13 protein-coding genes are annotated in these 18,748 nt (G+C 72.1%); 7 read left to right on the plus strand and 6 right to left on the minus strand.

What is annotated here, in order from left to right; genetic code table 11:
- Positions 1-152 precede the first annotated feature (152 nt).
- From ELX43_RS06390 to ELX43_RS06410, 5 genes are all read left to right on the plus strand, one after another.
- The gene (locus tag ELX43_RS06390; protein WP_241249875.1) at positions 153-1,304 is read left to right on the plus strand and encodes an acetyl-CoA C-acetyltransferase; all 1,152 of its coding nucleotides are present in this window, start codon (positions 153-155) and stop codon (positions 1,302-1,304) included.
- Positions 1,305-1,307: 3 nt separating this feature from the next.
- Positions 1,308-2,294, plus strand: coding sequence for a methylmalonyl Co-A mutase-associated GTPase MeaB (meaB, locus tag ELX43_RS06395; protein WP_127782635.1), 987 nt, complete (start codon positions 1,308-1,310; stop codon positions 2,292-2,294).
- Positions 2,295-2,366: 72 nt separating this feature from the next.
- Positions 2,367-2,732 (plus strand): DUF3817 domain-containing protein, encoded by a 366-nt coding sequence (locus ELX43_RS06400; RefSeq protein ID WP_127782636.1) that lies wholly within the window; start codon positions 2,367-2,369, stop codon positions 2,730-2,732.
- Positions 2,729-3,031 (plus strand): thiamine-binding protein, encoded by a 303-nt coding sequence (locus ELX43_RS06405; protein WP_127782637.1) that lies wholly within the window; start codon positions 2,729-2,731, stop codon positions 3,029-3,031. Before ELX43_RS06400 ends, ELX43_RS06405 begins: the two co-directional genes overlap by 4 nt.
- A gap of 86 nt (positions 3,032-3,117) precedes the next feature.
- Positions 3,118-3,996, plus strand: coding sequence for a tetratricopeptide repeat protein (locus ELX43_RS06410; protein ID WP_127784727.1), 879 nt, complete (start codon positions 3,118-3,120; stop codon positions 3,994-3,996).
- A 16-nt stretch (positions 3,997-4,012) separates the two neighbouring features.
- Here the strand turns inward: ELX43_RS06410 and ELX43_RS06415 are convergent, their stop codons facing one another.
- The 5 genes from ELX43_RS06415 to ELX43_RS06435 form a co-directional block, all read right to left on the minus strand.
- A complete protein-coding gene (locus ELX43_RS06415; RefSeq protein WP_127782638.1) occupies positions 4,013-5,485 on the minus strand; it encodes a neutral zinc metallopeptidase in 1,473 nt (490 codons plus the stop codon).
- A 74-nt stretch (positions 5,486-5,559) separates the two neighbouring features.
- The gene (glgB, locus tag ELX43_RS06420) at positions 5,560-7,758 is read right to left on the minus strand and encodes a 1,4-alpha-glucan branching protein GlgB (protein WP_127782639.1); all 2,199 of its coding nucleotides are present in this window, start codon (positions 7,756-7,758) and stop codon (positions 5,560-5,562) included.
- Positions 7,755-9,224 (minus strand): hypothetical protein, encoded by a 1,470-nt coding sequence (locus ELX43_RS06425; RefSeq protein ID WP_164860591.1) that lies wholly within the window; start codon positions 9,222-9,224, stop codon positions 7,755-7,757. The genes glgB and ELX43_RS06425 overlap by 4 nt, the downstream gene beginning before the upstream one ends.
- Positions 9,224-11,074 carry a maltose alpha-D-glucosyltransferase gene (gene treS, locus ELX43_RS06430; RefSeq protein WP_127782640.1) on the minus strand — a complete coding sequence of 617 codons (1,851 nt, stop codon included), beginning with the start codon at positions 11,072-11,074 and terminating at the stop codon, positions 9,224-9,226. Before treS ends, ELX43_RS06425 begins: the two co-directional genes overlap by 1 nt.
- Positions 11,075-11,135: 61 nt before the next feature.
- Complete coding sequence (locus ELX43_RS06435; RefSeq protein WP_127782641.1) at positions 11,136-13,133, minus strand: alpha-1,4-glucan--maltose-1-phosphate maltosyltransferase; 1,998 nt, start codon at positions 13,131-13,133, stop codon at positions 11,136-11,138.
- Between the two features lie 113 nt (positions 13,134-13,246).
- Here ELX43_RS06435 and glgP point away from each other — a divergent pair, with 113 nt between their 5' ends.
- Complete coding sequence (glgP, locus tag ELX43_RS06440; RefSeq protein WP_127782642.1) at positions 13,247-15,847, plus strand: alpha-glucan family phosphorylase; 2,601 nt, start codon at positions 13,247-13,249, stop codon at positions 15,845-15,847.
- An 18-nt stretch (positions 15,848-15,865) separates the two neighbouring features.
- Here the strand turns inward: glgP and glgX are convergent, their stop codons facing one another.
- Positions 15,866-17,875: a glycogen debranching protein GlgX gene (gene glgX / locus ELX43_RS06445; RefSeq protein WP_241249812.1), complete on the minus strand. Its 2,010-nt coding sequence runs from the start codon at positions 17,873-17,875 to the stop codon at positions 15,866-15,868.
- A gap of 42 nt (positions 17,876-17,917) precedes the next feature.
- Here glgX and ELX43_RS06450 point away from each other — a divergent pair, with 42 nt between their 5' ends.
- Positions 17,918-18,730: an ABC transporter ATP-binding protein gene (locus tag ELX43_RS06450; protein WP_127782644.1), complete on the plus strand. Its 813-nt coding sequence runs from the start codon at positions 17,918-17,920 to the stop codon at positions 18,728-18,730.
- Positions 18,731-18,748: the final 18 nt, after the last annotated feature.

Here is an 18,748-nt window from a genome sequence, read left to right on the forward strand (position 1 = left end):
CGAGGGGCGAGTGTGGCGGCCGCAACACTGGGCGCGGCATACTTGTTACCGACGAGTATTCTCACGCTCACCTGACCGCAATGCTGCTGGAGGCTTCCGTGTCTGCTTCATCCACGTCCGGATCTGTGATCGTTGCCGGGGCTCGCACCCCGATGGGCCGCCTCCTCGGCTCGCTGAAGAACTTCTCCGGTGCCGACCTCGGCGGCATCGCGATCAAGGGCGCGCTGGAGAAGGCGGGCGTGGCCCCCGAGCAGGTCGAGTACGTGGTCATGGGCCAGGTCCTCACCGCCGGAGCCGGCCAGATGCCCGCCCGCCAGGCCGCCACGGCCGCCGGCATCCCGATGTCGGTGCCCGCGCTGAACATCAACAAGGTCTGCCTGTCCGGCATCGACGCCATCGCGCTGGCCGACCAGATGATCCGCGCCGGGGAGTTCGACGTCGTCGTCGCCGGCGGTCAGGAGTCCATGACCCAGGCGCCGCACCTGCTGGCCAAGAGTCGCGAGGGCTTCAAGTACGGCGACGTCACCATGGTCGACCACATGGCCTACGACGGCCTGCACGACGCGTTCACCGACCAGGCCATGGGCCTGCTCACCGAGCAGCGCAACGACGAGGACAAGATCACCCGCGAGGAGCAGGACGCCTACGCGGCCCGCTCCCACGAGCGCGCGGCCAAGGCGTGGAAGGACGGCCTGTTCGACGACGAGGTCGTCGGCGTCTCCATCCCGCAGCGCAAGGGCGACCCGGTGGAGTTCAAGTTCGACGAGGGCATCCGCGCCGACACCACTGTGGAGTCGCTGGGCAAGCTGCGTCCGTCCTTCCGCAAGGACGGCACCATCACCGCCGGCTCGTCCTCCCAGATCTCCGACGGTGCCTGTGCCGTCGTGGTGATGAGCAAGGCCAAGGCGGAGGAGCTGGGCCTGGAGTGGCTGGCCGAGATCGGCCCGCACGGCGTGGTCGCCGGACCGGACTCCACCCTGCAGTCGCAGCCCTCCCGCGCCATCGCCAAGGCGTGCGAGCGCGAGGGCATCAGCCCCACCGACCTCGACCTGGTCGAGATCAACGAGGCCTTCGCCGCGGTCGGCATCGTCTCCATGCGCGAGCTCGGCCTGGACGAGGACAAGGTCAACGTCAACGGCGGCGCGCTGGCCTACGGGCACCCGATCGGGATGTCCGGAGCTCGGATCACCCTGACGCTGGCCCACGAGCTGGCCCGCCGCGGTGGCGGCACCGGTGTGGCGGCGCTGTGCGGTGGTGGCGGCCAGGGCGACGCGCTCATCCTCCGCGTCCCGGCCAAGGGCTGACCCGTGGCGTCGAGCTCTCGGCGACGAGAGCTCGACGTCGCCGCGCTGGTCGAGCGGGCTCGAGCTGGGCAGCCGCGTGCGGTTGCCCAGCTGATCTCGCTGGTGGAGGACGCGAGCCCGCAGCTGCGCGAGGTGGCTGCGGCGCTCGCCCCCCACGCCGGCACCGCACAGGTGATCGGCCTGACCGGCTCGCCCGGCGTCGGGAAGTCCACGTCCACCGCCGCGCTGGTCTCGGCCTACCGCGAGGCCGGACACCGGGTGGGCGTGCTCGCGATCGACCCGTCCTCCCCGTTCTCCGGCGGTGCTCTGCTGGGCGACCGCATCCGGATGCAGGTGCACGCCACCGACCCCGACGTGTTCATCCGGTCCATGGCCACCCGCGGACACCTCGGTGGCCTCAGCTGGGCAGCGCCGCAGGCCCTGCGCGTGCTGGACGCCGTGGGCTTCGACGTGGTGCTGGTGGAGACGGTGGGCGTGGGCCAGTCCGAGGTGGACGTCGTCTCCCTGGCCGACACCACGCTGGTGCTGGTGGCGCCGGGGATGGGTGACGGCATCCAGGCGGCCAAGGCCGGCATCCTGGAGATCGCCGACGTGTTCGTGGTGAACAAGGCCGACCGGGACGGGGCCGACCGCACCGCGCGCGAGCTCAAGCACATGATCTCCCTGGGTCGCCAGGAGCTCACCGGGCCGTCCTGGCGCCCGCCGGTGGTGCGCACCGTCGCCGACCGGGGCGAGGGGGTCAAGGACGTGGTGGAGGCCATCGCCGAGCACCGCGCGTGGATGGTCGGCAACGGCGAGCTCGAGCGTCGTCGCCAGCACCGGGCGCAGACCGAGGTGGAGGCCATCGCCCTGCAGACGCTGCGCGAGCGGCTGGCCGACGTGGCGGGCAGCTCGGCGCTGTCGGCGCTGGCCGGTCGGGTCCTGGCCGGTGAGCTCGACCCGTACGCGGCGGCCGACGAGGTGGTCCGCACCCTCGACACCACCCCCTGACCAGGCGCTTGCCGGAAACGTCCGGTTGGGGCCGGGGGCGTGGTGAGCGCCGTCACCAGGCACACTGAGCGCATGGCTTCTGCATTCGACCTCCGCACGCCCGCAGCCCGTTTTCGCCTGGTCGCCGTCCTGGAGGCACTCTCCTGGGCCGGTCTGCTGGTGGCGATGTTCTTCAAGTGGGTGCTGGACATGGAGGCCGGCGTCCCCGTGATGGGGCCCATCCACGGCGCCGCGTTCGTCGCCTACGTCATCGTCGCCCTGCTGACGATGCTCGCCCTGCGCTGGGACGTGAAGGTCACCGCGCTGGCCCTGGTGGCCAGCGTCCCGCCCTTCGGCTCCATCATCTTCGAGCGCTGGGCGGACAAGCGCGGCCTGCTCGGTGACCGCGCCGCGGGCACGACGCCGGGGGCGCCGACCTCGGAGCGCGTCGCGCGGTGATCGTCGCCTTCAGCGTCAGCCCCAGCGGCGGCTCGCCCGACGGCAGCGTCAGCGAGGCGGTCGCCGCCGCGGTGCGGGTGGTCCGGGACTCCGGGCTGCCCTACGAGCTGTCGTCGATGTTCACCTGCATCGAGGGGGAGTGGGACGAGGTGATGGCCGTGGTCAAGCGCGCCGTGGACGTCGTCGCCGAGACCTCCCCGCGCACCAGCGTGGTGATCAAGGCCGACATCCGTCCCGGCTACACCGGCCAGCTCACCGCCAAGGTGGCGCGAGTGCAGGACCGGCTCGCGCAGGACTAGCCGACCCCTGGCGGCCTCGTACCGCCAAACGTGTCAAAATTGGCGACGTGACTCGTCCAGGACCCCGTCCCGCACCAGCCCCGGCCATGTCCGGCGCGGTGGACCTCTCGGCTCTCAAGGCGCGCGCGGAGGCCCCGCCGTCTGCACCCGGCGCCGCGGCGTCGGCTGGCCTCACCGTCACCGAGGCCAGCTTCCAGGCCGACGTGGTGGACCGCTCCATGCAGAGCCTGGTCATCTTGGTGCTGCACGCCAGCTGGGACCCGCCGTCGCAGCAGCTGCTGCCCACCATGGACCGACTGGCCGCAGCCAGCGGCGGTGCGTGGACGCTGGCCAAGGTGGACATCGAGCAGAGCCCCCGCATCGCCGAGCTGTTCGAGGTGAAGGCGCTGCCCACGGTCGTGGCGGTGGCCCTCGGCCAGCCCGTGCAGGCCTTCGCCGGGCCGCAGCCGGAGGAGCAGGTGCAGGCCTGGATCGACAGCCTGCTGGCCGCGCTCAAGGACCGGCTGCCCGGTGCTGGTGTGCCCACCGAGGGCGCAGCGGTGGCCGAGGAGCCCCAGGACCCGCGCTTCCTGGAGGCCGAGCAGGCGCTGGAGACCGGTGACCTCGCCGGCGCCGAGGCGGCCTACCAGCGGGTGCTCGACTCCGAGCCCGGCAACGCCGAGGCCGCTGCCGCGCTGGCGCAGATCCGGTTCATGGCCCGGCTGGAGATCGTGCCCGCCGACGCGGTGGCCGTGGCCGACGCCAACCCCGCTGACGTGCAGGCCCAGCTGGCCGCTGCCGACGCGGAGCTGGCCAACCAGCAGGTGGAGGCGGCGTTCACCCGGCTGGTGGAGACGGTGCGCCGCAGCACTGGCGCTGACAAGGACGTGCCGCGCTCCCGGCTGCTCAGCCTCTTCGAGCTGTTCGAGCCCAGCGAGCCGTTGGTGGTCGCCGCCCGGCGCAAGCTGGCCAGCGCCCTGTACTAGACCGGGCGGCGCAGGCTCAGCCTCCGTAGACGGTGGCGCAGGTCGCGGCACCGTCGAGCACCCCGGTGCGGAAGGCCTCCACGCGGGTGAACCCGCTGGGGGCCTCCTTGCCGTTGACGTCGCTGGCCGCCAGCCCGTCGGTGAGCAGTCCGCTGACCGCCTCGTCCAGGTCGCCGGGGGACAACCGCAGGGTGCCGGTGGGCTCGGAGGTGGCGGCCGCGTAGCCGCCCGCGTAGCAGGCGCTGCGCAGACCCACCAGCTCACCGTCCAGGCTCGCGCCCAGCCCCTTCTGGACCGCCAGGGTGTAGCGGGAGGCCAGCAGCACGTAGGCGCTGAAGTCGCCGCTGACGCTGTCCGGCAGGGCGTCGTTGTCCGTGTCGTCAGCCTTCTCCGCCCGCGCGGCCAGCCCGGGCACGTCCACGGTGAGGGTGTTGGTGGCCGGGCAGTAGGACACCGGCGGGGTCGACTTGGCGTCGGTGCACGGGCCGGTGTCGGTGTAGCTGACGGTCGGCTCGGCCACGTTGTTGCTGCGGAAGCTCTCCTTCAGGGACTCGATGACTGAGCCGACGTTGCGCTCGGTCACCGCGAGCTCGCCGGTGTCGGAGGAGGAGTCGAACTTGTTGGGCAGGTTGGCGATCCGCTTGCGCACCTCCTCGGTGTCGATCTTCGCGCAGCGGGCGGCGCCGTCGGTGAAGCCGAACTGGAAGGCGCTCACCCGGTCGAACGCGCTGCCGTGCGCGCGCTTGTCCGACGGCGCCATGCCCTCCTTGTCGCGCACGGCGATGGTGGTGGCCAGCACGGCGTTGAGGCCGTTGGCGGTGTTCAGCGTGAAGTGCTTGGCCTTGCCCTCCGCCACGGTGCGCATGAAGGCTCCACCGAAGCAGTCGGCCTGCTGCTCGGTGACCAGGGTGGGCGCCTTGGCGTTGAGCTTGGCGCGGCGCTGGACGGCGTGGCCGTACTCGTGGGCGAGCACCGTGACCACGCCCATGGCGCCGAAGCGGCTCTCGATGGCCGGCAGCAGCTTGCCGCGGTCCCAGCCGATGAGGTGCTCGGTGGAGCAGTAGAAGGCGTTGACCAGCTTGTAGGTGTCGGCGCCGCAGATCTCCTCGTCGCTGTCCACGGAGGAGTCGTAGGAGACCAGCTTCTCCACCTTCTCCAGCGGGCTGCCGAACACCGCCGGGTAGGTCTCCTGCCAGAACGCCTCCGCGTCGGCCACCGCGTTGACGGCGAGGGTGTCCACCGGGTCGTCGCTGATGCCCCGGACGGCGAGGTCTGCCCGACCCACCCCGTTGCGCGGCCCGCTGGGTCCCTCGCTCACCCGCAACCCGCTGACCAGCTGCGGGTCGGAGTAGATGGACGTGGCGGAGCCGTTCACCACCGTGGAGCACCCCGTGGCCAGCGTGAGCACCAGCAGCACGGTGCCCCACAGCGCAGCGCCGCGAGACCGGCTGCTGCGCTGCGATGCAGCGGGTGTGCGCGAGCTGTTCATTCCTGGTCCCCCCGACGTCACCGACTGTGGCGGGATCCTATCTGTCAGTGGCGCCGGGGTGGACGAACTCGGAGCTACTGCTCGTGCACCAGCCACAGCACGCCGGCCGGGGGCAGCCGGACGTCGGCGGAGGCGGGCCGGCCGTGCCACGGCTCGTCGGTGGCGTGCACCGCACCCAGGTTGCCCACCCCGGAGCCGCCGTAGACCTCGGCGTCGGTGTTGAGCACCTCGCGCCACGTGCCCGCCTGGGGCAGCCCCAGCCGGTAGCCCTCACGGGGCTGACCGGAGAAGTTCGCCACGCACGCCACCACCGAGCCGTCGTCGCCGTGGCGCAGGAAGCTGAGCACGTTGTTCTCGGCGTCGTTGGCGTCGATCCAGCCGAAGCCCTCCGGTGAGGTGTCCTGCGACCACAGCGCGGGCAGGCTGCGGTAGGTGGCGTTGAGGTCGCCGACCATCCGCTGGATGCCGCGGTGGGTGGCACCGCGCTCGGGGTCCTCCAGCACCCCCCACTGCAGCCCGTTCTTCTCCGACCACTCGCTGGGCTGGCCGAACTCGCTGCCCATGAACAGCAGCTGCTTGCCGGGGTGCGCCCACATGTAGGCCAGCAGACCGCGCACGCCGGCGGCCTTGTTCCAGTCGTCGCCGGGCATCCGCTCCCACAGCGACCCCTTGCCGTGCACCACCTCGTCGTGGCTGATGGGCAGCACGAAGTTCTCGCTCCAGGCGTAGACCAGCGAGAAGGTCATGCCGTGGTGGTGGTAGGTGCGGTAGACCGGGTCGTGGGCCAGGTAGTCGAGCGTGTCGTGCATCCAGCCCATGTTCCACTTCATCCCGAAGCCCAGGCCGCCGAGGTGGGTGGGCCGGGTGACGCCGGGCCAGGAGGTGGACTCCTCGGCGATGGTGACCACGCCGGGGTGGTTCTTGTAGACCGTGGCGTTCATCTCCTGCAGGAACGCCACCGCCTCGAGGTTCTCCCGGCCGCCGTGGATGTTGGGCTCCCACTGGCCCTCCTCGCGGGAGTAGTCCAGGTAGAGCATCGAGGCCACGGCGTCCACCCGCAGGCCGTCGACGTGGAACTCCTCCAGCCAGTACAGGGCGTTGGCCACCAGGAAGTTGCGGACCTCGCTGCGACCGAAGTCGAAGACGTAGGTGCCCCAGTCGCGCTGCTCGCCGCGGCGCGGGTCGGCGTGCTCGTACAGCGCGGTGCCGTCGAAGCGGGCCAGCGCCCAGGCGTCCTTGGGGAAGTGGGCGGGAACCCAGTCCACCAGGACGCCGATGCCCGCGGCGTGCATGGCGTCCACGAAGGCCTTGAACTCGTCGGGGGTGCCGAAGCGCGACGTGGGGGCGTAGTAGGAGGTGACCTGGTAGCCCCAGGACCCGCCGAAGGGGTGCTCGGCCACCGGCAGCAGCTCGATGTGGGTGAAGCCGGTCTCCCGCACGTACGCGGCCAGCTGGTCAGCCAGCTCCAGGTAGCCCAGCCCCGGCCGCCACGAGCCCAGGTGCACCTCGTAGGCGCTCATCGGCTCGGCGTGCGGACGACCTTCGGCGCGCCGGGCGAGCCAGGCGTCGTCGTTCCACTCGTAGCTGCTGGTGTGCACCACCGACGCGGTGGCGGGCGGGACCTCGGTGGCGAACGCCATCGGGTCGGCCTTGTCCATCACGCTGCCGTCGGCGCCGTGCACCCGGAACTTGTAGCGGGTGCCGTCGCTGAGGCCGGGGACGAAGACCTCCCAGACGCCGGTGGACCCCAGCGCGCGCATGGGGGTGGCCCGGCCGTTCCAGCCGTCGAAGTCGCCGACCACCGAGATGCCGCGGGCGTTGGGCGCCCACACCGCGAAGGACACCCCCTCGACGGTGCCGTCCGGGGTGTCGTAGCTGCGCACGTGCGCACCGAGGGCGTCCCACAGCCGCTCGTGGCGGCCCTCGGCGATCAGGTGCTGGTCCACCTCGCCCAGGGTGGGCAGGAACCGGTAGCCGTCGGCGACCACGGTGGTCTCCTCGCCGTAGGTGACCACCAGGCGGTAGTCCGCCAGGTCGGTCACCGGCACCGCGGCGCCGAACAGGCCGCCCTCGATGTGCGCGAGGTCGTGGTCGGTGCCGCCGATGCGGGCCTTCACCGAGGTGGCGTCGGGGCGCAGGGCGCGGATGATCGTGGCCCGACCGGCCGGGTGGGCGCCCAGCAGGGCGTGCGGGTCGTGGTGGGTGCCCTCCAGCAGTCGGGCCAGCTCGACAGCGTCCGGACGCGCGTCGGGGCGGGTGGCCGGGGTGCTCATGTGAGGTCCTTCTCTGTGGTTCGAGCAGGTACGGCGCGCGTGGGGGCGGCACCCGTGGGGGTGGCACCCGTGGGGGTGGCACCCGGGGGAGCGGCACTGAGGCGACGAATCGCCCGCAGCGGGATGGCCAGCCAGGTGGGCCGGTGCTGCGCCTCGTAGACGGCTTCGTAGATGGCCTTGTCCAGCTCGTAGGCCCGCAGCAGCTCGGGGTGCTCGCGCGGGTCGGCGCCGGTCACCTCGGCGTAGCCCTCGCAGAAGGAGGAGATGTTGAGCTGTGCCCACTCCCGGGCGCGGAACTCCAGCTGCGAGGGCGGGCCGGCGTGCTCGCTGCCGGTCAGCTGGTGGAACGCGGCGTAGTCGAAGGAGCGGAGCATCCCCGCGATGTCGCGCAGCACGCTGTCGGGGCGGCGGCGGTCGGCCAGCGACTTGGCCGGCTCACCCTCGAAGTCGATGAGCAGCCAGCGTGCGGGTACCCGCAGCACCTGGCCCAGGTGCAGGTCGCCGTGCACCCGCTGCATCGTCAGCGACGCCGTGAAGGGCTCGGCGGCCTGGAACACCTCGCGCATCGCCTCGACGTGCTCGGCCAGCTCGGGCACCACCTGGACGGCGGCGTCCAGGCGGGCCAGCATGCCGGGCACGGGGCTGGTGGGGCCCTCGGTGCTGGCGCACTCCACGGTGCCCAGCGCGGCGGCCAGCCCGGCGTGCGCCTCGGCCACGGCCGTCCCGATGCGGTGGGCCTCGCCGGAGAAGTCGGTGCCCACCTCCTCGGCGTGCAGGTCGGCCTCGAGGAACAGGTCACGCACGCTGGTCAGGGCCATCTGCCAGCCGTCGGCCACGTTGAGGGCGTAGTCGTGAGCCATGGCCAGGGTGGTCGGCTCACCGTCCACCTCGCCCTCCAGCCACGCGCGGACCGGCGCGATGCAGGTGCAGCCGGCCGCAGCCAGCGCCCGGTGCAGCTCCAGGTCGGGGTTGAGCCCGGGGGCGACGCGGCGGAACACCTTGACCAGCAGCAGCTCACCGAGCACGACCGAGGTGTTGGACTGCTCGGCCGACAGCGCGCGACCGGTGAGCCCGGCCGGGATGGTGACCCCGTCCTCCACCGCGAAGCGCAGGTGGTCGACCGGGCGCCCCGCGGCGAGGTGCTCGGCGAGCACCGCGATGGCGTCGGGGTCGCGCAGCCCGTCGTAGGCGACCCAGCCCTGCTCGTCCTGCCCGACCGCCCCGTGCAGGGCGGCCGCGGCAGAGTCGGACAGCGGGGTGGCGCGGTAGATCAGCGGAACCTGGAACAGCTGGGTCGGGGCGTCGGCGAGGTCCACCGACACCAGCAGGTGCTCCACCCGCTGGTCGTCGGCCTGGGCCAGCACCACCCGGCTGCGCACCTGCACCGCCTCGACGGCGTGGCCGATGGCACCGAACCACCGCTGCCGCGGCAGCCAGGTGGCGAGGGACTGCTCGAGCCCCGGCATCAGGCCTGCACCGCGCTGGCGGCCTCGGAGGGGTGCGCCGCGGCCTCCTGCTCGTGCGGCTCCTGCAGGGCCGGGTCGGGCTGCAGGGCGAACCAGAAGAACCCGTGGCCAGGCAACGTGATCATGTACTCCTCCGTGCCGATCGAGGGAAAGGGCACCGAGCCGGTGAGCTCGACCGGGATGCGCCCGGCGAACGGGCTCAGGTCCAGCTTCACGGCCTGGGGGAAGCGCGAGAGGTTGTTCACGCAGAGGATCACGTCGGCGGTCTTGCCCGGTCCCTCCGCCGAGGTGGCCGAGGGGGCCAGCTCGCGCAGGTACGACAGCACGCTCGGGTTCTGGCTGCCCAGCTCGGTGAAGGTGCCCAGCCCGAAGGCGGGGTGCTGCTTGCGCACCTCGATCATCCGCCGAGTCCAGTGCAGCAGCGTGTTGGTGGAGCCCATCTGCTGCTCGACGTTGACCGCCTCGTAGCCGTAGGTGGGGTCGAGGATGACCGGCAGGTACATCCGGGCCGGGTCCGCCCGGGAGAAGCCGGCGTTGCGGTCCGGCGTCCACTGCATGGGAGTGCGCACCGCGTCGCGGTCACCCAGCCAGATGTTGTCGCCCATGCCGATCTCGTCGCCGTAGTAGAGGACGGGCGAGCCGGTGAGGCTCAGCAGCAGGGCCGCGAACAGCTCGAGCTGGTTGCGGTCGTTCTCCAGCAGCGGGGCCAGCCGGCGGCGGATGCCGATGTTGGCCTTCATCCGCGGGTCCTTGGCGTACTCCGCGTACATGTAGTCGCGCTCCTCGTCGGTGACCATCTCCAGGGTCAGCTCGTCGTGGTTGCGCAGGAAGATGCCCCACTGGGCGGAGGACGGGATGGCTGGGGTCTGGGCCAGGATCTCGGAGATGGGGAAGCGGCTCTGCCGACGCACCGCCATGAAGATGCGCGGCATCAGCGGGAAGTGGAACGCCATGTGGCACTCGTCGCCGTTGTCCGGCTCGCCGAAGTACGCCACCACGTCCGACGGCCACTGGTTGGCCTCGGCCAGGAGCACCCGGCCGGGGTACTCCTCGTCCACCACCTTGCGGCAGCGCTTGAGGAACTCGTGGGTCTCCGGCAGGTTCTCGCAGTTGGTGCCCTCGCGGGCGAACAGGTACGGCACCGCGTCCAGGCGGAAGCCGTCGATGCCCAGGTCCAGCCAGAAGCGGAGCACGTCGATCATCGCTTCCTGCACGGCCGGGTTGTCGTAGTTCAGGTCCGGCTGGTGGGAGAAGAAGCGGTGCCAGTAGTACTGCTTGCGCACCGGGTCCCAGGTCCAGTTGGACTGCTCGGTGTCGACGAAGATGATCCGGGCCTCGGGGTAGCCGGTGTCGTCGTCGGCCCACATGTAGAAGTCGCCGTAGGGCCCGTCGGGGTCGCGGCGGGACTCCTGGAACCACATGTGGGTGTCCGAGGTGTGGTTCATGACCAGGTCGGTGATCATCCGGATGCCGCGGCGGTGCGCCTGGTCCAGCACGTAGACGAAGTCCTCGACGGTGCCGAACTCCGGCAGCACCGCGCGGAAGTCCCGGATGTCGTAGCCGCCGTCGCGCAGGGGCGAGTCGTAGAACGGGGGCAGCCAGAGGCAGTCCACCCCCAGCCAGGACAGGTAGTCCAGCTTCTCCGCGAGGCCGCGCAGGTCGCCGGTGCCGTCGCCGTTGGAGTCGTTGAAGGCGCGCACGAGGACCTCGTAGAACACCGCCTTCTTGAACCACTCGGGGTCCACGCGCAGCTGGCGGGCGTGCGCGAAGTCCTCCGCGCTGGGCTCCGGGAGGTGGCCTTCGGCGTCGTGTGCCTCGGGGGGCACGGAGTGACCGAGGTTGCTGCTCAACGTGTTGCTCACCTTTGCGTCGTGTCGGGGGTACGGGGGCTGTGCAGGGGGAACACCGGTGCTACGCCCGCTGGGCGAGCGCCGTGCGGGCCTCGGCGGACAGGTGCGGCAGGGTGAGCACGTGGGCGACGGTGCGCCACGGCTCCAGCCGCACGTAGTTGGCCTGGCCCCACTGGTAGTAGTCGCCGGTCACCTCGTCGTGCACGGTGAAGCGGTCGGACCACTCCCGGCCCAGGGCGGGCAGGTCCAGCGACACGGTGCCCTCCTCGGTGCCGAAGGGGTTGAGGCTGACGACCACCAGCACACAGTCTCCACTGACCGGGTCGAACTTGGAGTAGGCGATCAGGGCGTCGTTGTCCACCGCGTGGAAGTGCAGCGTGCGCTGCTGCTGCAGGGCGGGGTGGTTGCGCCGGATCGTGTTCAGCGTGGTGACGAACGGCTGCAGCGACTGCCCGTGCGCCAGGGCGCCGGCGAAGTCGCGGGGACGCAGCTCGTACTTCTCCGAGTTCAGGTACTCCTCGCTGCCCTCACGCACGGCCTGGCCCTCGTAGAGCTCGTAGCCGGAGTACATGCCCCAGGTGGGGGCCAGGGTCGCCGCCAGCACCGCGCGGAGGGCGAACATGCCCGGGCCGCCGTGCTGCAGCGACGCGTGCAGGATGTCCGGGGTGTTGACGAACAGGTTGGCCCGGGCCACGTCGGCCTTGTCGGTGATCTCCCGGCCGAACTCCTCCAGCTCCCACTTCGCGGTGCGCCAGGTGAAGTAGGTGTAGCTCTGGGTGAAGCCGAGCTGGGCCAGGCCGTAGAGCCGGGCCGGGCGGGTGAACGCCTCGGCCAGGAAGAGCACGTCGGGGTCGGTCTTCTTGACCTCGCCGATGAGCCACTCCCAGAAGTTCGGCGGCTTGGTGTGCGGGTTGTCCACCCGGAAGATGCGCACCCCGTGGTCCATCCAGTGCCGCACCACGCGCAGCACCTCGACGTAGAGCCCCTGGGGGTCGTTGTCGAAGTTCAGCGGGTAGATGTCCTGGTACTTCTTGGGCGGGTTCTCCGCGAAGGCGATGGTGCCGTCGGGCAGCACCGTGAACCACTCCGGGTGCTCGGTCGCCCAGGGGTGGTCCGGCGCGCACTGCAGCGCCAGGTCCAGGGCCACCTCCATGCCCAGCTCGGTGGTGCGCGCGACGAAGTCGTCGAAGTCCGCGAGCGTGCCCAGCTGGGGGTGGATGGCGTCGTGGCCGCCCTCGGCGGAGCCGATGGCCCACGGCGAGCCCACGTCCTCCGGCCCGGGGGTGAGCGTGTTGTTGGGGCCCTTGCGGTTGACCTCGCCGATTGGGTGGATGGGCGGCAGGTACACCACGTCGAAGCCCATGTCGGCGATGCGCGGCAGCTCCTCGGCGGCGGTGGCGAAGGTGCCGTGCACGGGCTTGCCGTCGGCGTCCACGCCACCGGTCGAGCGCGGGAACAGCTCGTACCAGGAGCCGACCAGGGCGCGCGGGCGGTCCACCCACACCTGGTTGACCTTGCCGCGGGTGACCAGCTGGCGCAGCGGGTACACCCGGAGCAGCTCGGTGACCTCCGCGGAGAAGGCGGGTGCGATCCGCTCGGCCACCGTGGCGTCGGCCCGCAGCGCGGTCGCGGCGGCCACCACCCGGGCGCGGCCGGCCTTGGGCACCTTGCGGGCGGCCTCGGTGAGCAGCTGCGCACCGATCTCCAGGTCGTTCGCCAGCTCCTCGGCGGTCTGGCCCACGCCGACCTTGGCGTTGACGGCGTGCCGCCAGGTGCTCAGCGGGTCGCTCCAGGCGTCCACCCGGAAGGTCCACAGCCCGGGGGAGTCCGCCCGCAGCAGCGCGTGGAACCGGTCGGGCTCGGCGCCCTCGGTCATCGCCACCTGCATGGCAGCGCCCGCACCGGGGCCGCGCCAGACGACCGTCGCGGCCACTGCATCGTGTCCCTCGCGCCACACGGTGGCCGCGACGGGGATGACCTCGCCGACCACCGCCTTGGCGGGGTAGCGACCGCAGGCCACCACAGGGGCCACGTCGTCGATCCCGAGCCGACCACTCACGTATGAGCTCCATTCGTAAAAGGGTGTTTGGGTAGAGGTTCGGGTCCTACCCTGCCGGGCGCCGGGCCGCAGCGCTAGCCGAGCACAGTGTGATTTCTCGGTAGGCTCGCGATGTGAAAGCCCTTCGCCGGTTTACGGTCCGAGCCCATCTGCCCGCACGCTTGGCGGCCCTCGGGCCGTTGTCGCTGAACCTGCGGTGGTCGTGGAACCCCCTCATGCAGGACTTGTTCGCCGAGATCGACCAGGAGCTGTGGCAGTCGTGCCGCCACGATCCGGTCCGCCTGCTGGGGGAGGTGCCGCGCTCCCGGCTGGACGTGCTGGCGGCCGATGAGTCATTCACCACACGGCTGGACGCGCAGGCCGCTGAGCTCCATTCCTACCTGACCGAGCCCCGCTGGTACCAGGAGATGGCCCGCACCGAGGAGCTGCCGCGCGCGGTGGCCTACTTCTCCATGGAGTTCGGCGTCAGCGAGGTGCTGCCCAACTACTCCGGCGGCCTCGGCGTGCTGGCCGGTGACCACCTCAAGGAGTCCTCCGACCTGGGGGTGCCGCTGGTGGCGGTGGGCCTGCTCTACCGCTCCGGCTACTTCCGCCAGTCGCTGTCGGCGGAGGGCTGGCAGCTGGAGCACTACCCGTCCCTGGACCCGCAGGGCCTGCCGCTGCAGCTGCTCACCACCCAGGACGGCTCCCCGGTGCTGGTGCACGTGGCCATGCCGGGCGACCGGGTGCTCGCCGCCCGGGTGTGGATCGCGCAGGTGGGCCGGGTGCCGCTGCTGCTGCTGGACTCCGACATCGGGGAGAACGACGCCGAGCTGCGCGGGGTGACCGACCGCCTCTACGGCGGCGACCAGGACCACCGCATCAAGCAGGAGATCCTGGCCGGCATCGGTGGCGTGCGCGCCGTGCGGGCCTACTGCGACATCACCGGTCACCCGCAGCCGGAGGTGTTCCACACCAACGAGGGCCACGCCGGCTACCTGGGCCTGGAGCGCATCCGCGAGCTGGTCACCGAGCACGGTCTGGACTACGAGGCCGCGCTGGCCGCGGTCCGGTCCGGCACCGTCTTCACCACGCACACCCCGGTGCCCGCCGGCATCGACCGCTTCCCGGTCTCGCTGGTGCGGCACTACTTCGCCGGTGACGGCGCCGACTCCGGGCTGCTGCCCGGCCTGACCCTCGACCGCATCCTCGCCCTGGGCGCGGAGGCCGACCCGCACATGTTCAACATGGCGCACATGGGCCTGCGGCTGGGGCAGCGCGCCAACGGCGTCTCCCGGCTGCACGGCGAGGTCAGCCGGGGCATGTTCGCCGAGCTGTGGCCGGGCTTCGACGCCGCCGAGGTACCCATCGGCTACGTCACCAACGGCGTGCACGCCCCCACCTGGGCGGCGCGCGAGTGGTTCGAGATGGCCGAGGAGATGGTGGGCCGCGAGCGGGTCTCGCAGGCGCTGCGCCCGGACGGGCAGGCACGGGTGTTCGAGATGTTCAACGACGTCCCCGCGGAGCGACTGTGGGAGCTGCGCACCCAGCTGCGCACCAAGCTGGTGCACGAGGTGCGCCGCCGGGTGAAGGTGTCCTGGCTGGAGCGCGGGGCCACCGAGGCCGAGCTGGGCTGGGTCAAGGACGTCTTCGACCCCGAGGTGCTCACCGTGGGCTTCGCCCGCCGGGTGCCCACCTACAAGCGGCTCACCCTGATGCTGCGCGACCCGGAGCGGCTGCGGGCGATGCTGACCGATCCCGACCGCCCGGTGCAGCTGGTCATCGCCGGCAAGAGCCACCCCGCCGACGACGGCGGCAAGGCGCTCATCCAGCAGGTGGTGCGCTTCGCCGACACCCACGACCTGCGGCACCGCATCGTCTTCCTGCCGGACTACGACATGTCCATGGCGCGCTTCCTCTACTGGGGCTGCGACGTCTGGCTGAACAACCCGCTGCGGCCGCTGGAGGCCTGCGGCACGTCGGGAATGAAGTCGGCGCTCAACGGCGGGCTCAACCTGTCCATCCGGGACGGGTGGTGGGACGAGATGTTCGACGGCGAGAACGGCTGGGCCATCCCCACCGCCGACGGCGTGCTGGACGAGACCCGGCGCGACGACCTCGAGGCCGCTGCCATGTACGAGCTGCTGGAGCGCTCGGTGCTGCCGCGCTTCTACGACCGCGGTGACGACGGGCTGCCCGCCCGCTGGGTGGAGTTGGTGCGCCACACCCTGCGCGAGCTCGCCCCGAAGGTGCTGGCCTCCCGGATGGTCCGCGAGTACGTGCTGGGCTACTACCGGCCGGCCGCGGTGGCTGCCCACGCCATGGCTGCCGACGACTTCCGCGCCGCCAAGCAGCTGGCGGGCTACCGGCACGCCGTGCAGTCGGCGTGGCCGCTGGTGCGGGTGTCCGGAGTGGACGCCACCGGGCTGCCCGACACGCCGGTGATCGGGGCCGAGCTGACCCTGACGGCCAACGTGGAGCTGGCCGGGCTGCGCGAGCAGGACGTGACCGTGCAGGCGGTGCTCGGCCGGATCGGCGCCGACGAGGAGCTCACCGACGTGCAGGTCTACGAGATGCAGTCGGCGGGCGCGGCCAACGACGGCTCCGGGGCCACCACCTACCAGCTGCAGGTGCCCCTGCCGCACGCCGGCGCCGCCGGGTACACCGTGCGGGTGCTGCCCCGCAACGAGCTGCTGTCCGGTCCGGCCGAGCTGGGCCTGGTGTCGCTGGCCTGAGTGCCGGTGCTGCCTCCCTCAGGCGCGGGGAGGCAGCACCCGCAGCGCCCACAGGGTGTGCTCGGGCACCGTCACGGTGGTGCCGCCGGCCAGGAACCGCGGCCCGCTGGGCAGGCCGGTGGGGGAGCCGGAGTCCAGCACCACCTCCAGCTCTCCCACCGGCGCCAGCCTCACCTGGGCCGGTGCACCGCTGTGCAGCACCAGCAGCCAGCTGTGGTCGGCGAGCAGGTCGCCGTGGCGGTCGTGGGAGCGCACGTCGCCGCCGTCCACCCACATCTGCACGGTGCGCTGGGTGTGGTCCTGCCACTGGGCGTCGGTGATCTCGGTGCCCTCGGCGCCGAACCACACCAGGTCGGGCTGCCCGGACGGGGTGTCGCGGCCCTCGAAGAACTCCGGCTGGCGCAGCGCGGGGGCGGACCGGCGCAGCCGCCCCAGCCGGCGGTAGAACTCCAGCAGGTCGGGGTCGGCCGCAACCCAGTCCAGCGTCCACGGCGCCGCCGTGCTGGTGGGTGCGCAGTAGGCGTTGTTGTTGCCGCCCTGGGTGTTGCCCAGCTCGTCGCCGGCCAGCAGCATCGGGGTGCCGGTGGAGAGCATCAGCGTCGCGGCCAGGGCCCGCACGTGGTGCGCCCGGGAGGTGAGCACCGCGGGGTCGTCGGTGGCGCCCTCCACCCCGTGGTTGCAGGAGTGGTTGTCGTCGGTGCCGTCCCGGTTGTCCTCGCCGTTGGCCTCGTTGTGCTTGCGCTCGTAGGACACCAGGTCGTGCAGGGTGAAGCCGTCGTGGGCAGTGACGAAGTTGATGCTCGACCACGGTCGGCGGCCGCCCCGGGCGTAGAGGTCGGACGAGCCCGACAGCCGGTAGGCCAGCTCCCCCCGGGTGGCCTTGCCGCACCAGAAGTCGCGGACGGTGTCGCGGTAGCGGTCGTTCCACTCCGACCACTGCACGCCGAACCCGCCCACCTGGTACCCGGGGCCGGTGGCGTCCCACGGCTCGGCGATCAGCTTGCGGGTGCTCAGCACCGGGTCGGTGGCGATGGCGGTGAGCAGCGGGGCCCGGGGGTCGAACTCGGCACCGCGGGGGCGGCCCAGCGCGCTGGCCAGGTCGAAGCGAAAGCCGTCCACCCCCATCTCCTGCGCCCAGTAGCGCAGCGAGTCGGTGACCAGGCGGACCACCGTGGGCGAGGCGGGGTCGAGGGTGTTGCCGCAGCCGGTGAGGTCGAGCAGCCTGCCGTCGGGGGAGTGCAGGTAGTAGGCCTGCGGGTCCAGCCCCCGCATGCTCAGCACCGGGCCGTCCGCACCGCCCTCGCAGGTGTGGTTGTAGACCACGTCCAGCAGCACCTCGATGCCGGCCTCGTGCAGCGCGGCGACCATGGCGCGGAACTCGGCGACCTCCGCGCCCGGGGTGGCCGCGTAGCCGGGGTGCGGGGCGAAGAAGCCGAGCGTGGAGTACCCCCAGTGGTTGCGCATCCCCCGCGCCGCCACCCCGTCCTCGGTGCGGATGGCGTGCACCGGCAGCAGCTCCACCGCGGTCACGCCCAGGGACACCAGGTGCGCCACCGCCGCGGGGTGGCCCACGCCGGCGAAGGTGCCGCGCAGCTGCTCCGGCACGTCCGGGTGGGTGGAGGTGAAGCTGCCCACGTGCAGCTCGTAGATCACCGTCTCCTCCCACGGCACCTGCGGGGCGGGACCGGTGGCGGGGCCGCCGGCCGCGGTCACCACCCCCAGCCCGTCGGCGACCCGGCGGGCGTAGGGGTCCAGCAGCAGCGCCGGCGGCGTGGCCGGGGGCAGGCCAGGGCCGTGCACCCGGTAGCCGTAGCGCTGGCCCTCGCGCACGCCCTCCACCAGGCCGTGCCACACGTCGAAGGTGCGCTCGACCAGCTCCACCCAGCGCTGCCCGCCGTCGTCGTCGAGCAGGCACAGCTCCACCCGCTCGGCCGCCGAGGAGGTGACGGCGAAGCGGGCGCCGGTGGCGGTCAGGTGAGCGCCCAGCGGGAACGGTGCCCCGGGGCGCGGAGGGGTTTCAGGCGACACGGAGGGCATCCTGCCCTCTGCCCCTGGAGGCCGTGCGGGAAGATGGTCGGCGTGGTGCAACGCGAACCGGATCCCGACCTGCTCGTCGACCTCGACGAGGTGACCCTGCGCCGAGGGTCCACGACGCTGCTCGGACCGCTGTCCTGGCAGGTCGAGCTGGACGAGCGCTGGGTGGTGCTGGGGCCCAACGGGGCGGGCAAGACCTCCCTGCTGCGGCTGGCCTCCGCCGAGGAGCACCCCACCGCCGGCTCCGCGCACGTGCTGGGCGAGGTGCTGGGGCGCACCGACGTCTTCGAGCTGCGCCCGCGCATCGGCCTGTGCTCGGCAGCGCTGGCCAACCGGGTGCCCGGCGAGGAGCAGGTGCGCGACCTGGTGGTCTCCGCCGGCTACGCCGTGCTGGGGCGCTGGCGCGAGGCCTACGACGCGATGGACACCGATCGGGCCGACGAGCTGCTGGCCGAGCTCGGCGCCGACCACCTGGCCACCCGCGCCTTCGGCACCCTGTCCGAGGGGGAGCGCAAGCGGGTGCTCATCGCCCGGGCGCTGATGACCGACCCGGAGCTGCTGCTGCTCGACGAGCCGGCCGCAGGCCTGGACCTGGGTGGTCGGGAGGACCTCGTGCACCGGCTGTCCGAGCTGGCGATGGACCCCGACGCGCCGGCCATGGTGCTGGTGACCCACCACGTGGAGGAGATCCCCCCGGGGTTCACCCACGCCCTGCTGCTGCGCGAGGGCCGCGAGGTCGCGTCCGGCCTGGTGGAGGACGTCATCACCGGCGAGGCGCTCAGCGAGACCTTCGGCGCCTCCATCAAGCTGGACGAGATCGACGGCCGGTACTTCGCCCGCCGGGCCTGACACAGGGTTGCCGCGGTG

It is taken from the genome of Rhodococcus sp. X156 (assembly GCF_004006015.1).
Classification (GTDB): domain Bacteria; phylum Actinomycetota; class Actinomycetes; order Mycobacteriales; family Mycobacteriaceae; genus X156.

What these genes read in the sequence shown, in the direction of transcription:
- ELX43_RS06390 (WP_241249875.1), top strand. Translation starts at nt 153, where the DNA reads ATGGGCCGCCTCCTCGGCTCGCTGAAGAACTTCTCCGGTGCCGACCTC.
- ELX43_RS06400 (WP_127782636.1), top strand. Translation starts at nt 2,367, where the DNA reads ATGGCTTCTGCATTCGACCTCCGCACGCCCGCAGCCCGTTTTCGCCTG.
- ELX43_RS06425 (WP_164860591.1), bottom strand. Translation starts at nt 9,224, where the DNA reads ATGCCGGGGCTCGAGCAGTCCCTCGCCACCTGGCTGCCGCGGCAGCGG.
- ELX43_RS06410 (WP_127784727.1), top strand. Translation starts at nt 3,118, where the DNA reads ATGTCCGGCGCGGTGGACCTCTCGGCTCTCAAGGCGCGCGCGGAGGCC.
- glgB (WP_127782639.1), bottom strand. Translation starts at nt 7,758, where the DNA reads ATGAGCACCCCGGCCACCCGCCCCGACGCGCGTCCGGACGCTGTCGAG.
- ELX43_RS06415 (WP_127782638.1), bottom strand. Translation starts at nt 5,485, where the DNA reads ATGAACAGCTCGCGCACACCCGCTGCATCGCAGCGCAGCAGCCGGTCT.
- ELX43_RS06450 (WP_127782644.1), top strand. Translation starts at nt 17,918, where the DNA reads ATGGTCGGCGTGGTGCAACGCGAACCGGATCCCGACCTGCTCGTCGAC.